This is a genomic window from Segatella copri, assembly GCF_026015625.1.
Lineage (GTDB): Bacteria > Bacteroidota > Bacteroidia > Bacteroidales > Bacteroidaceae > Prevotella > Prevotella copri_H.
In genome coordinates this window covers 1,018,043-1,040,645 of record NZ_JAPDVG010000001.1, presented here as the reverse complement: position 1 = coordinate 1,040,645, position 22,603 = coordinate 1,018,043, and the positions used below count along the sequence as shown (strand labels likewise).

At 47.9% G+C, this 22,603-nt stretch carries 18 protein-coding genes; 5 read left to right on the top strand and 13 right to left on the bottom strand.

What is annotated here, in order from left to right; genetic code table 11:
• Positions 1 to 45: 45 nt before the first annotated feature.
• The 4 genes from ONT19_RS04515 to dnaN all read right to left on the bottom strand — a co-directional run bounded on the left by ONT19_RS04515 (position 46) and on the right by dnaN (position 4,289).
• Positions 46 to 975, bottom strand: coding sequence for a DUF4835 family protein (locus tag ONT19_RS04515; RefSeq protein ID WP_082231212.1), 930 nt, complete (start codon positions 973 to 975; stop codon positions 46 to 48).
• Entirely contained in the window at positions 911 to 2,167 is a 1,257-nt protein-coding gene (gene coaBC, locus ONT19_RS04510; protein WP_153082837.1) for a bifunctional phosphopantothenoylcysteine decarboxylase/phosphopantothenate--cysteine ligase CoaBC, read from the bottom strand. The genes ONT19_RS04515 and coaBC overlap by 65 nt, the downstream gene beginning before the upstream one ends.
• A gap of 79 nt (positions 2,168 to 2,246) precedes the next feature.
• A complete protein-coding gene (locus ONT19_RS04505; RefSeq protein ID WP_117586197.1) occupies positions 2,247 to 3,110 on the bottom strand; it encodes a 3'-5' exonuclease in 864 nt (287 codons plus the stop codon).
• Between the two features lie 51 nt (positions 3,111 to 3,161).
• On the bottom strand, positions 3,162 to 4,289 hold the full coding sequence (gene dnaN / locus ONT19_RS04500; protein ID WP_022120654.1) for a DNA polymerase III subunit beta: 1,128 nt from the start codon (positions 4,287 to 4,289) through the stop codon (positions 3,162 to 3,164).
• Between the two features lie 210 nt (positions 4,290 to 4,499).
• Here dnaN and ONT19_RS04495 point away from each other — a divergent pair, with 210 nt between their 5' ends.
• Positions 4,500 to 4,946, top strand: coding sequence for a DUF3127 domain-containing protein (locus ONT19_RS04495; protein WP_117727805.1), 447 nt, complete (start codon positions 4,500 to 4,502; stop codon positions 4,944 to 4,946).
• Between the two features lie 113 nt (positions 4,947 to 5,059).
• Here the strand turns inward: ONT19_RS04495 and ONT19_RS04490 are convergent, their stop codons facing one another.
• From ONT19_RS04490 to ONT19_RS04480, 3 genes are all read right to left on the bottom strand, one after another.
• Positions 5,060 to 6,235 (bottom strand): MFS transporter, encoded by a 1,176-nt coding sequence (locus ONT19_RS04490; protein ID WP_228112362.1) that lies wholly within the window; start codon positions 6,233 to 6,235, stop codon positions 5,060 to 5,062.
• A 44-nt stretch (positions 6,236 to 6,279) separates the two neighbouring features.
• Positions 6,280 to 7,053 (bottom strand): NAD(+) diphosphatase, encoded by a 774-nt coding sequence (nudC, locus tag ONT19_RS04485; protein WP_264952190.1) that lies wholly within the window; start codon positions 7,051 to 7,053, stop codon positions 6,280 to 6,282.
• Between the two features lie 64 nt (positions 7,054 to 7,117).
• Positions 7,118 to 8,881, bottom strand: a complete 1,764-nt coding sequence (locus tag ONT19_RS04480; protein ID WP_117727802.1) for a bifunctional metallophosphatase/5'-nucleotidase — start codon at positions 8,879 to 8,881, stop codon at positions 7,118 to 7,120.
• Between the two features lie 148 nt (positions 8,882 to 9,029).
• On the opposite strand from ONT19_RS04480, the gene ONT19_RS04475 reads away from it, so the two are divergent.
• Positions 9,030 to 9,845, top strand: coding sequence for a J domain-containing protein (locus ONT19_RS04475; RefSeq protein ID WP_254970787.1), 816 nt, complete (start codon positions 9,030 to 9,032; stop codon positions 9,843 to 9,845).
• Positions 9,846 to 9,972: 127 nt separating this feature from the next.
• Here ONT19_RS04475 and ONT19_RS04470 read toward each other — a convergent pair whose 3' ends face one another.
• The 6 genes from ONT19_RS04470 to ONT19_RS04445 form a co-directional block, all read right to left on the bottom strand.
• Positions 9,973 to 11,301 carry a zinc ribbon domain-containing protein gene (locus ONT19_RS04470; protein ID WP_264952191.1) on the bottom strand — a complete coding sequence of 443 codons (1,329 nt, stop codon included), beginning with the start codon at positions 11,299 to 11,301 and terminating at the stop codon, positions 9,973 to 9,975.
• A 116-nt stretch (positions 11,302 to 11,417) separates the two neighbouring features.
• Complete coding sequence (locus tag ONT19_RS04465; protein WP_117694179.1) at positions 11,418 to 12,104, bottom strand: glycoside hydrolase family 25 protein; 687 nt, start codon at positions 12,102 to 12,104, stop codon at positions 11,418 to 11,420.
• 116 nt (positions 12,105 to 12,220) lie between these two features.
• The gene (locus ONT19_RS04460) at positions 12,221 to 12,916 is read right to left on the bottom strand and encodes a hypothetical protein (protein ID WP_117694176.1); all 696 of its coding nucleotides are present in this window, start codon (positions 12,914 to 12,916) and stop codon (positions 12,221 to 12,223) included.
• 100 nt (positions 12,917 to 13,016) lie between these two features.
• Complete coding sequence (locus ONT19_RS04455) at positions 13,017 to 14,327, bottom strand: Na+/H+ antiporter NhaC family protein (RefSeq protein WP_006846596.1); 1,311 nt, start codon at positions 14,325 to 14,327, stop codon at positions 13,017 to 13,019.
• Between the two features lie 19 nt (positions 14,328 to 14,346).
• Positions 14,347 to 15,843: a UxaA family hydrolase gene (locus tag ONT19_RS04450; protein WP_153085917.1), complete on the bottom strand. Its 1,497-nt coding sequence runs from the start codon at positions 15,841 to 15,843 to the stop codon at positions 14,347 to 14,349.
• A 90-nt stretch (positions 15,844 to 15,933) separates the two neighbouring features.
• The gene (locus tag ONT19_RS04445; RefSeq protein ID WP_117694166.1) at positions 15,934 to 16,998 is read right to left on the bottom strand and encodes a LacI family DNA-binding transcriptional regulator; all 1,065 of its coding nucleotides are present in this window, start codon (positions 16,996 to 16,998) and stop codon (positions 15,934 to 15,936) included.
• 394 nt (positions 16,999 to 17,392) lie between these two features.
• Here ONT19_RS04445 and ONT19_RS04440 point away from each other — a divergent pair, with 394 nt between their 5' ends.
• The 3 genes from ONT19_RS04440 to ONT19_RS04430 all read left to right on the top strand — a co-directional run bounded on the left by ONT19_RS04440 (position 17,393) and on the right by ONT19_RS04430 (position 22,588).
• A complete protein-coding gene (locus ONT19_RS04440; protein ID WP_203052902.1) occupies positions 17,393 to 18,415 on the top strand; it encodes a PfkB family carbohydrate kinase in 1,023 nt (340 codons plus the stop codon).
• A gap of 106 nt (positions 18,416 to 18,521) precedes the next feature.
• Positions 18,522 to 19,193, top strand: a complete 672-nt coding sequence (locus tag ONT19_RS04435) for a bifunctional 4-hydroxy-2-oxoglutarate aldolase/2-dehydro-3-deoxy-phosphogluconate aldolase (RefSeq protein WP_022121226.1) — start codon at positions 18,522 to 18,524, stop codon at positions 19,191 to 19,193.
• Between the two features lie 50 nt (positions 19,194 to 19,243).
• Positions 19,244 to 22,588, top strand: coding sequence for a DUF5112 domain-containing protein (locus tag ONT19_RS04430; RefSeq protein ID WP_264953066.1), 3,345 nt, complete (start codon positions 19,244 to 19,246; stop codon positions 22,586 to 22,588).
• Positions 22,589 to 22,603: the final 15 nt, after the last annotated feature.

Sequence of the window (22,603 nt, the reverse complement as noted above, 5' to 3'; positions counted from 1 at the left end):
GCTTTATCATTCGAGAAGTTGCCTCGAATCATTCTGCATGTAGCCTTATTCCTTGATTTTGTCCCAATATGAGTTTTGAGAAGGATTGATGGAGAAGAGCAGCTCATAAATGCTTTCTTTCTCTTTCTGAGTGCCATGTTTCTGATAGATGTTAGCAAGCTCGTCCTTCTTATAGTCGGTCCAGATTTGTGGCAGCAGACTGAGCGGTCTGTCCGTACGTGCCTTCTTCAGATCCTGGAGCAGGGTGTTGGTGATTTCAGTTCTGCCACGTTCCACATTATTCGCCATTTCATCGAGCCCTTTTCTGTAATAGTTGTATTGCAGCATTCTGAAAGGTTCCATGGCTCCGTCGAGATAATCGGAAATGATGGCGAACCGGTTTCTGTTATCACTAAACGCTTTCCAGCCCGGAAAATCAAGATTCTGGGCGTTGTTGGTGAGGTTCATGCAACGTTGCAGAATGTCCTCCCCACCTTTAGGCGCAAAACTGTCAAGATCTAAACCGATGATGAGGTAAGCATAGTAGGCGAGCAAAGCCGTTAGCTGGTTGTCAATCCGCTCTTCGGTAAACTCCAGCTGGTCGAACTCGGCAAACTTGAACGTGAAGTTTTCATCCACATTATTATATAAGGTGGACGTATAGGCTGAATTGTAGACGGGACGGTTGGCCTGGATGAGCGCCTTGCAGGTAAAGATATTCTGGTCTTTATCATACTTGCTTACCGTGATATTGAAGTTGCACACGATGCGCTCGTTCTTCCTGAATTGAAGATTCGTCCATTGCCTGTCGTTCACAAACTGCTCAAGAGTTTGCTGCAGATTATCGAATACCCGGTTTTCCGTGCCCTGAATCTGTGCATGGTTGATGGTAATCTTAGCCTGCAACTCCTGAGCGGCTGATGTGATGGGACTACAAGAGATGAGCCAGCTCGTTGATAATGTCGCGAGCCACTTCAGTTTTCGGTTTCTTCTCATATTCTTTCTTACCCTCTTCAGAAATAATCGTTATCTGGTTATCATCCGTACGGAATGTGGTTCCCGGATTGCGAGTAGAGTTAAGCACGATGAAATCGGCATTTTTCTTTTTGCGTTTTTTCTGTGCATTAGCCTCTTCATCGTTGGTTTCCAGGGCGAAAGCCACAATTCGCTGATGTTTTTGTTTCATTTTGCCAAGGGCTGCGGCAATATCGTGAGTAGGGACGAGGCGGAGTTCCAGATCATCTTTCTCGCGCTTGATTTTCCTGTCAGCAATCTCGCTTGGCTTGAAATCAGCAACAGCAGCACAGAGAATGGCTGCATCGGTAGAGGCAAAAGCTTTAGTGGCTGCCTGATACATTTCCTCGCAACTTTCTACATCGATGCGATGAATGGCTTCGGAACAGCTGAGCGAAACCGGACCTGCAACCAGCGTAACCTCAGCACCACGACGGCAGCACTCTTCAGCAAGGGCAAAGCCCATTTTGCCGGAAGAATAATTGCCGATGAAACGTACCGGGTCAATCTTTTCGTAAGTTGGTCCGGCTGTAATCATGATCTTCTTGCCTTTCAAATCGAGCTTATCGCTTTCTTTTTCCTTGCAGTTTTCTGATGCAGCTTCAGCGGTCTCTGCATTCTGCTGAGCCTGTTCATCGAAGAATCTGTCGAGGCATTCTACGATAATATCAGGTTCTTCCATGCGTCCCTTTCCTTCCAGTCCGCTTGCCAGGAATCCCACTTCGGGTTCTATGATGTGATTTCCATAGCCCAGAAGTGTTTTCATGTTGGCTTGGGTAGAAGGATGCTTATACATGTCGAGGTCCATGGCTGGAGCGATGAAAACAGGCGCTTTCATCGACAGATAGGTTGTGATGAGCATGTTGTCAGCAATTCCGTGAGCCATCTTTCCCATGGTAGAGGCTGTGCAAGGAGCGATGAGCATGGCGTCGGCCCACAGACCCAAGTCTACGTGCGAATTCCAGGTTCCATCGCGCTGCGAGAAGAATTCGCTTACCACAGGCTTATGCGTAAGAGCCGAAAGGGTGATGGGAGTGATGAACTCCTTTCCTGCAGGCGTAATGACCACCTGCACTTCGGCTCCGCGCTTGATGAGACCTCGTATGATGAGGCAAGACTTGTAGGCTGCAATAGAGCCCGTAATGCCCAATACGATTTTCTTTCCTTTTAACATGAATTTTTCTAACTGTTAAGAAATAAATCCGAATTTCGCAAGGTTTGTTCTTCAACTGCTTGCGAAAGTCCGGTAACAATTATTTTCCCATTCTCTTGTTGAATTCACGAAGGCGGATGCGGGTAAGCACCTGCTTGGTATTGTTGGTGAAATCGCTTCCCAAGACCCATGTAAAATAACCCGGGTCTTTGGTCAGAATCTCAGCCACATCCCATCCTTTGTATTTTCCGAAGTTGAATACTTCGTGCTTCAAAGGATTTCCGTTCTCATCGTTTACAACGTTGCCCTGGGCGTCTTTTACCTCTTCCCAAACGATGCGTCCGGCGAAATCTACATTATCCTTTTGCTTAGAGAAATCGGCAAGTTCATCCATGTTGTTGTTGAGCACGCGCTCAGGTTCATCCTGCACGCCTGGAGCATACTTGTCGAGCTCGCCCATGAGCACGCGGTAAGTAGCCTCTGTATCCTGATCTGCACGATGAGCTTCGAAATCTTCCTCCATCTTTCTGCCGCAATAGAACTTGTAGGCAGCAGCCAGGTTACGGCGTTCCATCTTCATGAAGATGGTCTGCGCATCGATGAGACGGCACTTGTTGAAATCGAAGTCGATTCCAGCACGCAGGAATTCTTCTGCGAGCATCGGTACATCGAAGTGGTTGGAATTGTAGCCTGCGAAATCGCAACCTGTAAATTCCTTCTCTAATGTGGCAGCCAGCTGCTTGAAGGTTGGCGCATCTTTTACATCTTCGTTGCTGATGCCTGTAAGGGCAACTACTTCTGCAGGAATCTCCTTGCAAGGATTTACGAAGAGGTTCTTGCGGTCTTCAGTTCCATCAGGCATTACCTTGATGTAAGAAATCTGTATAATACGATCCTTGATCATGTCAAGACCCGTTGTCTCCAGGTCGAACACGATCAGAGGCTTTGTCAAATTGAGTTTCATTTTTGTAGAAATACTTTTCTTTTTGTTGTTTCAGAGAAAGCCCGTGCTCCTTTAGTCGTTAAGGAGCATAGGCATGATGAGCATCAGAATATCTTCGTTCTCTGGCTGTTCTGCTGGTACGATGATTCCGGCACGGCTTGGGTCTGCCAGCTGGATGATGATGTTGTCGCTGGTAAGATTGCTCAGGATTTCCATCAGACTGCTTCCCTTGAAGCCGATGCTGATAGGTGAGCCGTTGTATTCGCAAGACAACTGTTCCTTTGCAGATGTTGAGAAGTCAATATCCTCAGAAGAAACCTCGAATCGACCTGACTCGATGTGGAAACGGATGAGCTGGCTGCTCTCGCTTGCAAATGGCAATACGCGGCGCAAAGCACTCTGCAAGCCTCTGCGGTCTACTGTAACCTCGTTAGGGTTGTTTGGAATAACAGAGTTGTAGTTAGGGTAGCGGCCATCAATCAGTCTGCATCTCATAACGCCGTCAGTAAACTGGATTTCTGCGCTTCGGTCATCAAACTTGATGATAGCGTCGTCGCCGTCCTTGCTCAGAATGTTCTTCAGCAGAGAAGCTGGCTTCTTAGGCAAGTTGAATGCTGAAGGAGATTCGCTCTTGATAGTGAAGTTCTTGCTGCGAACCAGCTTGTGACCATCGCTTGCTACGATAGCGAGAGCATCTGCTGTCAGGTCGAAGTAAATACCGTTCATGACAGGGCGCAACTCATCGTTGGCTGTAGCGAAGAGCGAGCGTGAAATGTTGTTGATCAGCATTTCTGTAGGCAAAGAAACGGTGGTGCAAGCATCGTTCATGCTCTGTGTGCGAGGATATTCCTCTGCGCTCTGACCTGTGAAGTTGTAAAGACCGTTCTGGTAAACAATCTTGATGGCAACGGCTTCTCCGGCAGCATCTACATCGAAGTGAAGAGGCTGCTCAGGCAGTTCCTTCAGCGCATCGAGGATAACGCGGTTAGGCACACAAAACTCACCTTCTCCATCGTGGTCGGTAAGAGCGAGTGTACTCTTGATGACATTATCACTATCGCTAGCCGTGATGCTCATTTCACCGTTAGCAACTTGGAAAAGGAAACAATCGAGGATTGGCAACGAATTCTTGCTTCCAATCACTTTTGCGAGCATGTTGAGCTTGCTGCTCAATGCAGAACTTGATACTGTAAATCTCATGAGTATTTTATTTAAATTTTATTTTGTTTTCTGTTTCACCTTAATTTAATTAGGCAATATCACCTAATTGAGCACAAAAATACAAAAAATATCGCTGATAAGCAAAAATAATTGGAGAAAAGTTCTAGTTTTTGAACTATTTTTAGTAATTTCGCAGTCAGAAAGAAAAAAACACCCTTTAAACAAAGGAAAAACTTTAAATATTATCATATGGAATTACAAGGAAAGGTTATTGCCGTTTTGCCTGAAAGAAGCGGCGTCTCTGCAAGAGGAGAGTGGAAAGCTCAGTCGTTCGTAATTGAAACCCACGAGCAGTATCCAAAGAAATTGTGCTTTGATGTTTTCGGAGCAGACCGTCTGGCTCAGTTCAACATTCAGAGTGGTGAGGAACTCCTGGTTTCTTTCGATATTGATGCTCACGAGTATCAGGGCCGTTGGTTCAACAGCATCCGTGCCTGGAACATCCAGCGTGTTGACCCTAACGCCGTAGCTGGTGCTATGGGCGGAATGCAGCCAGGTGCGTTTCCTCCAGTAGGTGCTCCTGTAGCTCCTGCTCAGCCAGCAGCTCCTGCTAATGGCGCAACTGCAGCATTCCCTCCAGTTCAGCCTGCAGCTCCTGCAGCAGAGGGTGGTAGCGCAGATGATCTTCCTTTCTAAAAACAGAAAAGTAAGATAAAAATAAGAGCACTTCGCCTGAGACTTTCTTCTGTCTCGGATGAAGTGCTCTTTTTTTTATTCGTAATCTTATATTTCTCTTTATCAACTGTTTTCTATTCTCTGCGTCTCTTCTCAAAGAATTGTTTCGAAGCGGCAAAGAAGAGGAGAACGGAAGCTGCATTTTCTATAGCAACCATCCAGAATGTTCCGTTGTAACCGAAATGTTCTGCCACAACTCCGCCTAGCAGACAGCCGATTCCGAAGCCCAAATCCCAACCTGTAAGAATGCTGCTGTTTGCCGTTCCACGCTGGTTGTGACGAGCTACATTAATGAACATGTTGAGAAAGGCTGGGTAAAGATGACCGTTGCCCAGGCCGATAAGACAAGCCGAAAGATAATAGGCTACCGGGTGCTTGACGGCAACAAAGATGATGAAACCAACAAGCGAAAGCAGCATTCCTTCGGCCGCATTCTGGGTAAGTTTGCCCTGGCTCAAGGCTTTTCTGCCTTGCAGTCTTGAGAGGAACAGACCCATGGAAAGAAGGGCGAAATAAGTGCCCGTTCCACCCGTAATTCCGAGTTCCTCCTTGCTGTAGATTGCAAGATAATTGCTCAGAACGCCCCAGCAGAAACCGAACATGGCGATGTTGATGGCAAGGAGCCAGGCACGCGTCAGGAAGAAGCGGTCGAGAGAAAGCTTCTCCTTGTTCTTAACGATTTCCTTTTCGGGGAGGCGGATGGTTCCTGCAATCACAACTGAGGCTATCGCCACGATGAAAGCTATCCAGAAGAGAATCATGTAACTGTCTACCGCATTATGGAGATAGATTCCGATGGATGGAGCAATTGCCATGGCAAAATTGTTGCTCAGTCCGTAGAGTCCGATTCCTTCATTTCTCCTACTTGCCGGAAGAACGTCGATGGCGCAGGTGCTGTTGGCAACCGTTACGGCTCCGAATGGACCTCCGTGCAGGGTTCTGCAGATGGCAAACATCAGGATGGTGCTGGCTGCAATATAGCCGGCAAAGAAGATTGCGAAGGCCGAGAGACAGACCATCAGAACCTTCTTGCGCGAAAAGCTGTCAACCACATATCCGCTGAACGGACGAATGATGAGGGCGGCAACCGTATAGCCGCTCAGCACAATTCCAATCACATCTTTCGTGGCTCCAAAATTTTCGCTCAGATAGAGAGGGAGCAAAGGTGTGAGCAGATAGAAGGCGAAATACAACAGAAAGTTGGTAGTCATCACCTTGATGTAGTTTGCATTCCAAAGTTTCTCTTTCATCATTTTTTAGAGTTTATCCCCACTTTTAGAGTTTGTCCTCATTATTAGAGTTTGTCCGCCAGCCAGGCGTCGATGAGTTTTCGGGCGATGGAAAGTTTCTCTGGGAGAATAGGGAGATTCTCTTTCGTGAACCATTTACCACGAGAGAGTTCTTCCTTCTGAAGATGAATTTCTCCATCTACATATTCTGCCGAGAAGCCAATCATCAGACCGCTTGGATAAGGCCAAGGCTGGGAGCCGAAATATTTCAAGTTCTTGATAGTCAGACCGGTTTCTTCCATTACTTCACGATGAACCGCCTCTTCCAGATTCTCGCCAGTCTCTACGAAACCAGCCACGAGACTGTCGAAATTTCCCTTGAAATTGCGAGCGTGTACCAGCAAAACCTGATCATCTTTCTTAATCAGAACGATGATGGCTGTGGCAAGCGAAGGCCAGACCTGTTTGCCGCATTCTGTACATTTCTTACTGATGTCGGTTGCCATTTTCATCGGAGCTCCGCACACGCCGCAGAATTGGGTATTCATATTCCAATAGTTGAGTTCCTGACACTTTCCTGCTTTCTGGTAAAGGGCAGGAGAGAGTTTGTAGAAACTAGGGCGCAAGCCGCACATTTCGTACTTCGGATTGCCGGTAACGGGCTCAGAAATGGTGAAGGTCTTCACCTCTGTTCCGTCTTCCATCGGAGTAATGTTGAGAATGTGAGTCCAAGGCTTTGTTGGGATTGGACTCTCTTCTGAACAAGGAATCGTATAGGTTCCGTCTTCTTTCTTTTCGAGCAAGAGATCAGTCTTGCAAAATATAAACCAATACTTCATTCTTTATTTTGAACTTATTTACTTTGAACTTTTTAATATGCTTTTCCAGAAGCGTTTCGAGGTGCTATTTCTTCTTACCGAACAGCAATTCGAAATCGCGCTGGGCAGCAGGCTTGGTCCATGCTTCCGGCACAAACTTCCAGTTGTTGTTTGGTTTTGCATCAACCGTTCCCATCTTTTCAATTTCTTCCATCAGATAGTAGCGCTGGTCGAGCTTGCTGCGGTAGATGATTCGGCTGTCAAGACTGTCTTTCGGGATTCCGGCACCCTTGGTAAGGAGTTCGCCGCCGCCATTTCCACGATAGCTGTTAACGGCTACCTTGTACCATTTTTTCTCATCGAAAGGTTCGCCGTTGCTCATGCGTAGAATCTTCACCTTCTCGCCATCTGGCTTCGTTACGTCAACTTCGTAATCGATTCCCGCAGCACTATCAAAGTTGAACGAGAGATTCTTGAAACCGAGGCGTTGCTGGTCGCCAACGGTCTTCTCATCGAGCAGCAGGAGATGGTCGTCCGGGCTCTTCATGGTGTTCACCCAGAGGTCGTAACTCATTTCCAGATGCTTTCTGATTTCTTCGCCCGTCATGCGCATTACGTAGAGCTGGTTCTCATATTTATAGAGATTGAACATGTCGCTCACGTAGATTGGGCCGGCTTTCAGAACCGCGTTGAACTGAAGGGGAGCGTTGAACGAAATGTCGGCTTTTGTAATCTGCAACTGGAGGTTGAGGATGAAATCGTTGAAGGCAGAACTGCCGAAGAACTGGTCGCGGCTGTAGATGGTAGTCTTGAAGTTGCCAATCTGCTTGCCCACATATTTCTTTACTTCTGCAATCTGAGGTTCGAAAGTCTTCATGAAATCCTCGTCGATAGGACAATCTGTCACATCCACAATCTTGCCTGTCACCTTTTTGTCAGTTACTACCAGCTGCTTCTTTCCGTTCACCTTTTTCTTGTTGAGGGTGAGGGTTATTTCAGCATCAGCCACGCTAATGGCGTTGTTGGCAGGATCCAGGCAAACCACCTGCTTTCCATCAGTATTGGTTACGGTTTCGTTGTCGCGCGTATGGTCGTGGCCGAAGAGAATGAGGTCGAAGCCCGGCACTTCTTTTGCCACCTTGATAGAGGCGTCTTCATCATATTCGGCAGTCTGAATGCCTCCGTCTTTTCCGCTGTGGAAGAGGCCGATGATAACATCCGGTTTTTCATTTTCCTGGAGATACTTCACCCATTTGCGGGCGTTTGTTACCATATTTTCAAATTTCAGTCCGCTCCAGAGATTCTCCGTGAGCCAGTTTGGAATGGCAGGAGTAATCATTCCCAAGACAGCCACCTTCACGCCTTCGCGGTTCAGGATGAGATAAGGCTTAACGTATGGCTCGCCTGTAGAAGTGCTGATGATGTTGGAACCAAGAACTGGGCAGTTGAGTTCTTTTATCCATTTGTCGTAAACTGGATGACCCGTTTCAACATCATGATTGCCAAACACTTGCGCATCATACTTCATGTAGTTGACCACATCGGCAGCCACGTTTCTAGCCTCTGTGTTTACATAATTATAATAATAACAGGTAGGCTGTCCCTGCAGAATATCGCCATTTTCCAAGAGGATGAGGTTATCCTTGTAGTCTTTTCGCAAATTATTGACGTAGGAAGAAACGCGCGCCAAGGTTCCTGCTTTTGGCTTACGGTTGATGAAATCGTAAGGGAAGAAAGAGCCGTGCACATCGCTTGTCTCTATCACTCTCAGTTTTACGGTACGTTGTTGTGCCATCGCTTGTGAATTGAAAGTTAGCGCCAGAAGAAGCGCAGCAAATAATTGTTTCATATTAATTAATGTATATCTTTTGAGTAATGAAAGCCCATCAGTTGAGCTCTGTTTCTTATTTTCTCTGCAAAAGTACAAAAAAGAACTTAAATAGGCATACTTTTTGTTGGATATTTTTTAAAAACTAAAAAATAGGAGGTTTTATAATATGGCATTTGTTGATTATTACAAGATTCTCGGCGTAGACAAGAACATTCCGCAGAAGGATGTGAGAGCTGCGTATCGTAAACGTGCAAAACAGTTTCACCCAGATTTGCACCCTAACGACCCGAAGGCGAAGGCTAAGTTCCAGGCGCTGAACGAGGCGTATGAGGTGATTTCTGACCCAGATAAGCGTGCTAAATACGACCAGTATGGCGAACAATGGAAGAATGCTGATGCATTCGGCGGTTTCGGCGGAGCTGGTGGCGCAGGCGGTTCCGGAAGCTATGGTGGAGCCGGTGGAAATCCATTCGAGGGTTTCGACTTCAGCCAGTTTGGCGGAGGCGGAGGTTTCTCCAGCTTCTTCGAAAATCTCTTCGGAGGTCGTGGCAGAAGCCAGCAGTCTGCTGATGGATTCGGTTCCGGCAATTTTGGCGGTTTTAATGGTTCTGACGGTTATGGTAGCGGCTTTAATGGGGCTGGCTACGGAGCTGGTGCTGATTTCGGTACTGGTGGTTGTGGCGGCGGTTGCGGCCAGAATGGTCGTGCCAATAACGGCGAAATGAACATGAATGTGAATATCGACCTTTATACGGCTCTGCTGGGCGGCGAAGGAATCATTAAATTGAGTAATGGTTCTAAAATCAAACTGAAGATTAAGCCGGAAACGCAGAATGGCACGAAGGTTCGTGTTCGCGGAAAAGGATACGACCGAGGTGACGGAACCTTTGGCGACCTGATGATTACTTACAACGTGAAGTTGCCAACCGGGTTGAATGATAAGCAGAAAGATTTGCTCCGTCAGATGAAGGATGCAAAGTAATTTCTAAAAGAAGGGAACGGGTTCTCGGACATGAGACCTTTCCCGAAACATGAAGGTAAAAAGAAACGCCCTGCAAGAAGGGAACATTCAGAAATGATGTTCCTGATCTTGCAGGGCGTTTTTTATTCTATTCTGCGGCATTAATCTTCGACATGTTGAACGCAGAAACCTTGCCGTCTGGCGAAACGGTTGCGTTGATTTTGAAATGGTTGGTTTTCTTAGTACCGTCGGTAAGCTGAACTTCCTCACGTGCTGAGAACTGAACCTGATATTCATAATCTTCGTCACCCACCTCGCGCTTCTTAATCTTATAATCGTTTGTGAGGAACCAGTTCAGGTTGGTCACATCTTCCTTATAAAGCTTATTCATAAAGGTAACAACATCTGCCTTGGTAGCAGAATTCTTACCCAGAAGCGAAGAGAGAATGTCCTCGCATGAAGCCTGCAAACCATCAGCATCGCGGGTATTGATGCTTTGGAAGAAATGGCGGAACAGACTGCTTACCATATCTTTCTCTTCTGGCTGCAAATCTCTGCTCTTGGCTTTCTTCATCGCATTCTCAGCCTCTTCGATATGCGAACCGTTAGCATGAGCGGCTAGATAAGCCTGATAAGCTTCCACATTATCAGCATTCTTGGCCACATTCCAGTCGATGGAATCTATCTTGTTCAAAACCTCCTGCTTGTGCGGACTGTCTGGGTATTTGTCGAGATAAGCCTGCAGGGCCTCTTTCGAACCGCTTACTACGGCGTTGGTCCAGTCCTGATCGGTCTGTTTCAGAAGTTCGAGGTGAGCCATGATGGAATCACGATGCGCCTCGTCAGCATCTTTGTAAGTATCTAGGTAACTCTGCAGAACCATCGGGTCGCTACTCTGCATCGCATACTCGTAAGCTTCCAGTTCCTTATTCTTATTGGCACTATCATAGAAATAGTAGAAAATGCCACAAACGAGGAAGGCGAAAATCAGAGAGATGATGATGACGCCACGGTTGCTTTTTTTCTTTTCCTGGGTTCCCTCGCCGTTTCCGCCGTTCTGAGAATTAGATTGCTGTGGGCGAACCGGAGGAACGGGTGGAGTAGGAGGTGTTGTTGTTCTGACAGGTGTCTGAGGACGAGCCTGCTGCCTGAGAGCGTCCTGTCTGAGAGCGTCCTGACGGCGGATTTCTTCTTGTCTGATTGCATTCTGTCTGGCTGCGTTTTCTGCTTCTTGCTGCTGAGCCATAGAAGCCTGGCTGGCAGGAGTCTGCTGGCTCATTCCTGTCGGAGGCGTCATTCTTGTGAGCGAAGGATTCAGCTCATGGCAGTTAGGACACATTTCCAGGTTGCTGAAATAAATCTCGCCACAATTTGGGCATTTGGTAATTTTGCCTGCTATTTCTACTCCGCAACTAGGGCAGGTAGGTGCTTTATCGCTAATTTGGCGTCCGCATTCCGGACATTTTATAATTGCCATAATTCTATTTTGTGTTTATTAATTTACTTATATAATTCATGCTTCTCTACTTCCAGACCTTATCCACTCTTTACCTTGAAGCTAATCATCAAGTTCCAAGTTCAAGGTTTAAAGTACTATCGATGTCTGAATCTGATTTCTCTGAGCTTGTGGCGCCCCATGAAACGGCTTTTGTCAACATAGCCGTTTATTCCGTTGAGTCTGCCCTTACCCGTATATTGCCACATTTCGAAATCTCTACCATCGCGCAATACAGGGATGCGCTTCGTATACTGGGCAATCATCAGCTTGTAGCTGTCGAGCTTGCCCAGAAGATAGTTGTCATAGAAATTGGCTCCCGTATAGATGAGGGGTTTCTGCTTGTATGCTTTCTCTACGAGATGCAGAAACTTAAAGAGCGAATCGCAGAATTCTTCTGTATTCATGCCGCTTTTCGTCTCCACATCAATCATAGGCAAGAGGTCCTGATCTCCCGGACGGCATTGGGCCATGAAATTTTCCAGCTGCGTCTGCTGTGGGATGCGGGGTCTGTAGAAATGATAAGAACCTACTTTCATTCCGTAGCGATGAGCCAGGTCGATATTCTTCTTGTATTTGCTGTCGATGTTGGTTCCTCCCTCGGTAGCTTTCAGATAAACGTAAGCCATCTTAGAGTTGTCGCCCACGGTTTCCCAGAACACGTTGCCCTGATAATGACTCAAGTCGATGCCGTGAACGTGCCGACAAGTGTCTTCGCATTGCACCTGGGCATGGGCTCCCAAGGCAATAATGGATGCTATAATAGAGATAAATAACTTTTTCATAGATGCAAAGATACGAAAATCAGATGAAAATCGTACTACTAAGAGATTAATTTTATAGATATTTTACTCTTCGTCCTGATGAATCCCAGATTAACCCCTTCAATCCTTACTGAAATTTACTCTTCAATCTCAGATAATGACCGGAAGAAATTGTTCATGAAATTGCTCATGGTTTCTATCGGAGCGTATTGCAGATAGCGCATGCTGCGGCGCAGATTCTTGCGCATGGTTCCACCCGTGGTGCGTACAAAGCCGCTGCTGGTCTGCTCAAACTGAATGGCCTGCTGGTCCATGATATTATAGTAGAGCGAACGGAGCGTCAGCTTGTAGGCGCCTCTTTCTATGTGATGAACGAACGGGATTTCGTCCTGCTCAAAATCGAAGAAGGTGATGAGCACGCTTCCTTCCAGCTGGGCGATGCGCTGGATGCGGAGCTTGGCAAGCCACTTCTCCAGTTTCACGAAATCTACCTTGTCGCCTCGGGTTCTCAGGTAGTCTCCCAACTGGATGATTCCTCTGAGATTGATTCCGTTAGCCAGCATTCCATTTACGTTTGCCACGATGATGCGCAGCAGATAAATGGTCTCTATAGAGGTATCGATGGCGTGGCGTTCATCTTCCTGAATCTTGTTGAGCCGTCGGTTCAGAAAACTGTTGTTCATCTTCACCTCTCCGGCAGGAACATCATTCACATTCTTGAGCATCTGAGCTATCTTTTTCTTCTTAAAGGTAGTCATCGGTTCCATTTCTTCCTTGATGCCGAAGTTGTCGGCACGGAGCTTAGTAAAAAGGTTGCGCTGAAGAAAATTCATATGCCTTGTTCTTATTAATAGTCAATAATAAAGTTTTGTTCTTCCTGTCAAGAAATCTCTAACGCAGAAGGAGACCCTCCTCTGATTTTGAGAAGTCTTCCTAACTGTATCTCTTAGGATAGCGCAAGAGGATGGCCAGCAGGGCTGCCACACCTATCGCCAGCGGATAGTAGAGATAAGGAAGAATGTCCATCGGACTGAGATTGGCCAGACCGGCTGCCAGGAGCATCTGCACGCCATAAGGAATCAATCCCTGAACCATGCATGAGAAGGTGTCGAGAATGCTGGCTGCCTTGCGGTTGTCTACGCCAAACCGGTCGCCTATCTTTTTCGAAATATTTCCTACTGTCAGAATCGCTACCGTATTATTTGCCGTACAGATGTTTACCATCGAAACGAGGGCGGCGATAGAAAGTTCGGCTCCACGCTTGCTGTTTACGTGGGCTGTAATCTTGTTGATGATGAAATCGATTCCGCCGTTTTCGCGGATGATTTCGAGCATACCACCTGCCATCATGGCGATGATAATGAGTTCGCCCATGCCGATAATGCCGTTGCCCATGGCTGAGAACCAGCCAAAGAGGTCGTAGCTTCCGGAGGCACCCAGAAGATGACTGCCTATGCCGATGGCGCCACAGAGTAGGGTGCCCAGAGTGAGAACAGCCATTACATTCATGCCGGCAATAGCGGTAACGAGGACGGTGAGGTAAGGCAATACTTTCATGTATTCTACCTCGTTGATGTGGGTTGGGGCCTGAAGACCGACTCCCATGACAGAATAGGCGATGAGTACGAGTACGGCGGCCGGAACCACAATCATGGAGTTGACCTTGAACTTATCACTCATCTTACAGTTCTGCGTCTGCGTAGCAACAACAGTCGTATCGGAGATGAACGAGAGGTTGTCGCCGAAATAAGCGCCACCTACGATGATGGCGGTCATCATGCCTACGTTAGCATCCATCGAGTGGGCCAGTCCGGCGGCTATTGGAACCAGAGCCACTACGGTTCCCACACTTGTTCCGATAGATACGGAGATAAAGCAGGCAGCCAGAAAGAGTCCTGGCAGAATCATGCTGGCTGGCAGGATGCTGAGCGCCAGGTTGACGGTTGCATCAACGGCTCCCATCGCCTTGGCTGATGCGGCAAACGAGCCAGCCAGCACGTAAATCCAGAGCATGAGCATCAGGTTGTTGGCGCCGGCACCCTTGCTGTATGTGTCCACTCGTTTCCTGACAGGCATTCCGCCGGAAATAGCCACGGCATAAATGCTCGAAATCATGAACGCTACTGTGAGCGAGAGGCTGGTGTCCTGATGGCTGCTGTCTACCGAATATACGGTAAAAGCCACGATGAGGACAATCAGCAAAAATAATGGCGACAACGCCAGCAAACCTTTTTTATTACTCATACTTCTTTTTTCTTCTTAATTAAAGAGTTACTCCATTCTTGAAGATGGAGATTTCACGATAGCCATTATACTCGTTGCGAGCCTCCTCGCCACTTGCTACGGCTATAATCTTATCAATAAACTTGCTTACCAAGTCTTTCATTTCTACACCTTCTACCAGAGCGCCGGCGTTGAAGTCAATCCAGTTTGGCTTGTTCTTTGCCAGATTGCTGTTGGTAGAAATCTTCATCGTTGGCACGAAGGTTCCGAATGGGGTTCCGCGACCTGTGGTGAAGAGAACGAGCTGGCAACCTGCTGAAGCCAGAGCTGTGGCTGCTACAAGGTCGTTACCCGGAGCTGAAAGCAGGTTCAAACCGGTTGTCTCCAGACGGTCGCCATACTGGAGCACGCCGCTTACCGGAGCACGACCGCACTTCTGGGTACAACCCAAAGCCTTATCTTCGAGGGTTGAGATACCACCTGCCTTGTTACCTGGAGAAGGGTTCTCGCCAACTGGTTCACCATGGCTCAGGAAGTACTCCTTGAAGTCGTTAATCAGGTGAACGGTCTTGTCGAAGAGTTCCTTATTTTCGCAACGGTTCATCAGAATGGTTTCTGCGCCAAACATTTCCGGTACCTCTGTCAGGATGCTTGTACCGCCCTGAGCTACGAGCCAGTCGCTGAATTCACCTACCAACGGGTTGGCTGTAATTCCGCTGAAGCCGTCAGAACCGCCACACTTCAAACCTACGCGCAGTTTGCTTACCGGAACTTCCTCGCGCTTGTCTTCCTTAGCCTGGGCATAGAGGTTGCGCAGAATCTTCATACCTTCCTCTAGCTCATCGCCTTCAACCTTCTGTGTTACAAGAAGTTTGATGCGGTCGTGATCATAGTCACCGAGCATCTTCATGAAATCATCTGGCTGGTTGTTCTCGCAGCCGAGAGAGAGAACGAGCACGGCACCTGCGTTTGGATGCAGACAGATATCGCGAAGCACCTTGCGGGTATTCTCATGGTCGCCCGAGAGCTGTGAGCAACCGAAGTTGTGGTGCCATGCGTGGATGGCGTCGATGCCTTCGCAGCCTGTTTCTTTCTTGAGGAGTTCTACCAGTTTCTCAGCCACGCCGTTAACGCAGCCCACGGTAGGAACTACCCATACTTCGTTTCTTACGCCTACTTCGCCATTCTTGCGAACGTAGCCCATGAAGGTGCGGTTTTCCTTAGCGATGTTCAGCTGCTCGTTAACCGGGTTATAGGTATATTCGAGCGTACCGGCAAGATTGGTCTTGAGGTTGTTCTCGTTTACCCATTCGCCCGCCTTGAGACCGGTCTTTGCATGACCGATAGGGTAGCCATACTTCAGGATATCTGTACCCTCGGCAGCATCGTTGATGAGCACCTTGTGTCCTGCAGGAGTATCCTGCAATAATGTGATGGTCTTGCCATCTACTTCAATCGTTTCACCCTTCTTCATAGGGCGCAAGCAAACCACTACCGAGTCGGCAGGGTTAATCTTGATAAAACTTGATTGTTCCATACGTAGTCTGTTTTTTATTTATTGTTTATAATTTATAATGTTCCTGTAAGAATATTCTTCCATGCGGAAACCCTGTTCTGCCCGATAGCCTTAGAGCTGGGTTCTGCGATAGAAATCTACGTTTTCCTTCATCAGCAGCTCGATAGGCATATAGTTTACCGGCGTAACTTTCTTCTTCAGCACGATGGCCTGGAAGAGCGTGTCTACGCAGGAGTAACCCTGCATGTAGGCGTGCTGGGCGATGAGGAAGGAAATGCTTCCTTCGCGCAGACAGCGGGCGTTTTTCTCTACCATATCATAGCCCATGATCTGAACGTCGCGGCGGTTGGTCTTCAGCAGGAAGTCGCCCACGATGTGCGCCTTCGAAGTCATGGTGATGCAATGGTGGATGTTCGGATGCACGGCAAAGAACTTCTCCAGCATTTTGACGAATTCAGCACGTGTGCCGCTCAACGGCAGGTCGAGCAAGGTAATCTTCACGTTAGGGAAGTGGTCGTGCATGTAATGGCGGAATCCTACCTCTCGGTTGTCCTGCTGCTTGCTGACCACTCTTCCGTCTTTGGTCTGCCTCATGAGCAGGATTTCATCTTCCTTTGCTGCAAGCATCATCAGCATCTTGGCTGCGAAGAAACCGGAACAGAACGAATCCTGGCCGAAGAAAGAGAGCGGACGCAGATCGGGCATGTAGGAGTCGAGCAGGATGAATGGGATGCTTTTGTGGTGCAACGCCTCGGTAAACTCGCGGGTTACATCGAGCGATGAAGGCACCACTATGACTCCTTCCGGACTGGCCTCAAGAATCTTGTTGCCTTCTTCGCGGAACGATTCCTCGCTGGAACGCTCATAGAAACGAATCTCTACATCGATATGGAAGTCACGTCGGGTATCTTCACATTTTCTTGCGCCTTCCTCTATCTCCTCCCAGTAAGCCTCCGATTCGTGTTTCGGAATCAGCAGGTAGAAGGTATAGGATTTGTTGTAAGCCAGAGCGCTGGCGTACACATTAGGCTGGTAATTCATTTCCTTGAGGGCTTTCTCGACCTTGTCGCGTGCAGTTTTCGACACGTTAGGACGGTCGTGCAGAACTCGGTCTACGGTTCCAACGGATACGCCAGCTCTCTCGGCAATATCCTTGATTCTGATTTTTTCGGCCATTGTTTTTTAGCATTACGGGTCTGGTTGCCTCGCGTGTACTTATTATATAAGGAGCCTCTCCTGGGGGCTACGATAGATAAAACGTCGCAGGTACTTCCTAGCTGTGCACAGACCACAATTAGTATTAAGCAATTCTGTTGTGTGCGACCACAAGTACGAATTTTGCCGCAAATATACAACATTTTTTTGAATTGTGCGAAGACACAGCAACTTTTTTGCACGAAAAACAAAAAAAAATGCGATTTTATTTCGTTATTCGAGAAATTATGGTTATTTTTGCCCTCGAAATTGAACGACAACTGATAATTGAACTTCATTTCTCTACTGAAAAGTGGAATTTAATTTGTTACTCATAACAAACAAAATAAAAACAAAAAAATTAAAACTATCAAACATGGCAAAAATTGTAACATTAGGCGAGATCATGCTTCGTTTATCACCAGAAGGCAATGATCGTTTCATTCAGAGTGAATCACTTCGCATCATCCCTGGTGGTGGTGAGGCTAACGTAGCTGTAAGCTTGGCTAACTATGGTCATGATGCTTACTTCGTATCTAAGCTCCCTAAGCACGAGATCGGTCAGATTGCTGTCAACGGTCTCCGTCGTTACGGCGTTAACACAGAGTTCATCGCTCGTGGTGGCGACCGCGTAGGTCTCTACTATGCCGAGACTGGTGCTTCTATGCGCCCATCCAAGGTAATCTACGACCGTGCACACAGCGCAATTGCTGAGGCTGACCCATCTGATTTCGATTTCGACAAGATTATGGAGGGTGCCCAGTGGTTCCATTGGAGCGGTATTACTCCAGCTATTAGCGACAAGGCTGCTGAGCTTACCAAGTTGGCTTGTGAGGCTGCTAAGCGTCACGGCGTAACTGTTTCTGTTGACCTCAACTTCCGCAAGAAGCTCTGGACTTCAGAGAAGGCTATCTCTGTTATGCGTCCTCTGATGAAGTATGTTGATGTTTGTATCGGTAATGAGGAAGATGCTCAGCTCTGCCTGGGCTTCAAGCCAGATGCTGACGTAGAGGGCGGTAAGACTGATGCTGAGGGTTACTACGGAATCTTCAAGGGCATGATGAAGGAGTTCGGATTCAAGTATGTTGTTTCTACTCTCCGCGAATCTCTCTCTGCTACACATAACGGCTGGAAGGCTCTTATCTATGATGGTAAGGAGTTCTATCAGAGCAAGCACTACGACATCAACCCTATCATCGACCGCGTTGGTGGTGGCGACTCTTTCTCTGGTGGTCTGATCCACGGTCTTCTTACTAAGGAGACTCAGGGCGAGGCTCTTGAGTTTGCAGTAGCTGCTTCTGCTTTGAAGCATACTATCCCTGGCGACTTCAACCTGGTATCTGTTGACGAGGTAGAGAGCCTGGCTGGAGGTAACGCTAATGGTCGAGTTCAGAGATAATTATAGTTTAAAGTTTATAGTTGATAGTTGATAGTTTATAGGCAGTCTTGCTTACGGCGTAGCTCTTATAAACTATAAACTATTCATTATTAATTCATATAAGATAATGGCAAAGTTTAGCAAAATGCAGGTTATGGCAGCCATGAAAGAGACTGGTATGGTACCTGTTTTCTTCAATAAGGATGTTGAAATCTGCAAGAACGTCATCAAGGCTTGTTACGAGGGTGGCGTACGTGTTTTCGAGTTTACTAACCGTGGTGACTTCGCTCACGAGATTTTCGGAGAGTTGGTAAAGTGGGCCGACAAGGCTTGTCCTGAGATGATCTTGGGTGCAGGTACAGTTGTTGATGCCGGTACAGCTTCTCTGTATCTCCAGCTCGGCGCTAACTTCATCGTAGGTCCTAACTTCAACCCAGAGATTGCTCCAGTTTGCAACCGTCGTTTGGTTCCTTATTCACCAGGTTGCGGTTCTGTAACTGAAATAAATAATGCTCAGGCTGCCGGTTGCGACGTAACCAAGGTATTCCCAGCAGGTAACGTAGGCGGTCCTTCATTCGTCAAGAACGTAATGGCACCTTTGCGTTGGAGCAACATCATGGTAACAGGTGCGGTAGAGCCAACAGAGGAGAATCTTACTCCTTGGATCAAGGCTGGCGTTCTCTGTGTAGGTATGGGCTCTAAGCTCTTCCCTAAGGAGACTGTTGCTGCTGGCGACTGGGCTGCCATCACAGCCAAGTGTCAGGAGGCTCTCGGATACATCGCGAAGGCTCGCGCTTAATTTAGAGACTATTTTTCATCTAGATGCAAATTTCAGCATCCTTTTTTTCCATGTCGCCATCATCAGTTCTGGTGGTGGCGACACTTTTTCTTTCAGCTTGTTCTCCTGCGAATAAGGCTAGGGTAGATGAGCTGAACGAGCAATCCTATGCTTATCATTATCGTAACCTCGATTCTACTAAAGTGCTGGCTGAGAGGGCTTTGAAGCTTTCAGAAAATTATTCCTCAGGCCGTGCTGAAGCCTATAACAACCTTGCTTTCGTCTGTATAGCCAAGATGGATTACAAGGGTGCCAAGGGATGGCTGAGGAAAGTTGAAGAGGAGAGCGATAATCAGATAGAACTCGCTATTGCCGATGTTCAGAACATGCGACTCTGCCAGAGAGAATCGCACAACAAAGATTTTTATGCTTATCGCGAAAAGGCGATGAGGCGTTTGCGCAGAATTCGCGAAGAGGTGAATTCCATGCCCCCGAGGGAAAGCAAACGCGTGATTTATGCGAAATCTGAATTCAGTATTGTTGCCGCCACCTATTTTTATTATGTGGGCTTAGACGAGCCGATGCTTCAGGAGCTTAACCGTCTGGACCCAGATGAGCTGGAACAGGATTCGGCACAATATCTCAACTATCTTTATAATATAGGTTCGGGCGGAGCTATTGTCAAGGGAACCGAAAACGAAATCAATCAGGCGGAATTCGACCGGCTGATCAGCTGCTACATGTTGGCTAGCGACCCTGCCCATCCTTATCCTTACTGGCAGGCTAACGCCCTGCAGTCTATTAGCGAGCACCTCAGAAAAGGAGAGGTGAGCGAATTCCTCATACGCAACAACCTGCCTGCCTTCCAGTATCTCAACATCGAGCAGATGCCAAACAATCTGCTGGCAGGCAACTTTGCCCAGCGTGCCCTCAACATTTTTTCGAGCTACGGAGATGTTTATCAGACTGCCGGAGCCAACCGTACGCTGGCTGAATGTTTCTGGGATATCCATGATTATTCTTCGGCGCTCGACTGCCTGAATCATGCCCTGAACGACAACAAGGCGATAGAGCAGGCACCCGACCTCGTAGCGTCGATACGTGAAAGACTCTGCCTGGTTTATTCGGCTATAGATGATAAGCAGCAGAGCGATTACAACCGCAATATCTATCTGGATTTGCAGGACCGTTCGCGTCAGGATCGCCAGCTGGAGGCACGTGCCGCGGCACTCGACGAGAACGCCCAGCAGCTCAACCTGATGATTGCTGCTGTGGTGGCGATGATTGTGCTCGTGGTGGTTCTGCTCTACGTTTTCGACCACATGAAGCGCAAGAAGATGAAGAACCAGTCGATGGATGAACTGCTTGCACCTTTGCGTGAGTGGAGCGAGAATAATACTAAGAAAATCAACGAATTAAAAGATAAGCAGGAGGAGGTTCAGGATGAACTGAACGTAACCCGACTGCATATCGAAGAAAACAAGAAACGCAATCTGGAACAAAGGGCTAAGATTTCGCTCGTAAATAGCATTACGCCTTTCATCGACCGCATGATTCACGAGGTAAACCGACTCGCCGAAGGGGGCGAAAGCGATGAGGTGCGGCAGGAACGTTACCAGTATATCGCCGAACTCACAGATAAGATTAACCAATATAATAACGTGCTTACGGAGTGGATTCAGATGCGCCAGGGCTCACTCAACCTGCGTATCGAAAGTTTCCCGCTCCAGCAGCTTTTCGATATTGTAAGCAAGGGAAAGATGAGCTTCCAGATGCAGGGCGTGAAACTCGATGTAGAACCTACAGATGCCGTGGTCAAGGCCGACCGCATCCTTACGCTCTTCATGATCAATACCATAGCCGATAATGCCTGCAAGTTTACACCCGAAGGCGGAAAGGTAACCATTAGCGCCAAGGTTTCTGACTTCGTGGAAATCAGCATCTCAGATACCGGAAAGGGTATGGACGAGGAGCAGCTGGCGCATGTCTTCGACCGGACCTATACGGGCGGTCACGGCTTCGGACTGCTCAACTGCAAGGGCATCATCGAGAAATATAAGAAGGTGAGTTCGCTCTTTGCCGGCTGCCAGATCAAGGCAGAAAGCAAGTTGGGCGAGGGGAGCCGCTTCAGTTTCCGTCTGCCTAAGGGCATCGCCCGCCGAACCCATCAGCTTCTGAGCATCATCATGCTCTTCGTGCTGCTGTCGGTTTCGGTCCAGCCTTGCGAGGCTAAGAAGACCAACGGCATCCGTCAGCGCCACAATCATCTCAAGACGAACGTAGATGCCAATCTCCAGCGTGCCGACGATTTTGCAGATAGTGCCTACTTCAGCAATATCAACCGTACCTACCAGCGCACCCTGGCTTTTGCCGATTCTTCGCGCCATTATCTCAACGCGTTCTATCTATCGAAGTATCCCGACGGCAAGTATCTCATGGTGGCTCATCCGGAGGTGGGAATGGCGGCAGAACTCTCCTGGATACGCTCCGGACTGCCAACCAATTATCACGTCATCCTGGACCTGAGAAACGAGTGTGCCGTGGCTGCCCTGGCGTTGCACCAATGGTCGCTCTACCAGAGCAACAACAAGGTTTATACCCAGCTGTTCCGCGAGATAAGTGCCGATAATACGCTCGATAATTACGTGCACACGATGCAGCAGAGCGAGAACTCGAAGACCGTGGCCGTGGTGCTGCTCATCCTGTTGCTGCTGCAGTTGCCGCTGGCTTATTATCTGCTCTATTACCGCCACGTGCTGAGCTACCGGTTTGCCATGATTGAGCAGACCAAGGCTAAGCGTACCGACGAGGCTGAGCAGGAATCCCTGAAACTGGAGCTGATGACCGATGAGCTGCATAGGGCTGAATATGAGAACGATAAGCTTCATATCTCCAATTCCGTGCTCGACAACTGTCTGTCTACGCTCAAGCACGAAACGATGTATTATCCGTCGCGCATCCGCCAGCTTATCGATTCGCAGCCCGATGATGTAGATTCGCTCAAGGAACTGGTAGCTTATTATAAATCGCTCTATTCTCTGCTCAGCGCCCAGGCGATGGAGCAGGTAGAAGGCAACATCAAGGCGGATGATTTCCTGAACCGCTATCTTGTTTCTCTGATGCGCGGCAATTCCAAGGATTACCATACCGGAGTGGCTGAGATTCCGGGTTCTGCCTACGTGAGATATTGGATTGACCAGCAGGATGTGGCCTATGATGCTGCGCTCCATGCCCAGCTCTTCACCCCTCTGACGGGCGATTTGCGCTATCTCCTGTGCCGTCAGATTGTGAGGGAACTGGGCGAGATTACCAATCTGCGCGGCTGCGGCATCAAGGCTTGCCAGGGCGATAAGGGTTGCCTCAGGATAGAGGCCGTGCTGCCGGCACGCATCAAATGGAAAAGTTTAAAATCATAAGAAAATAAAAATATC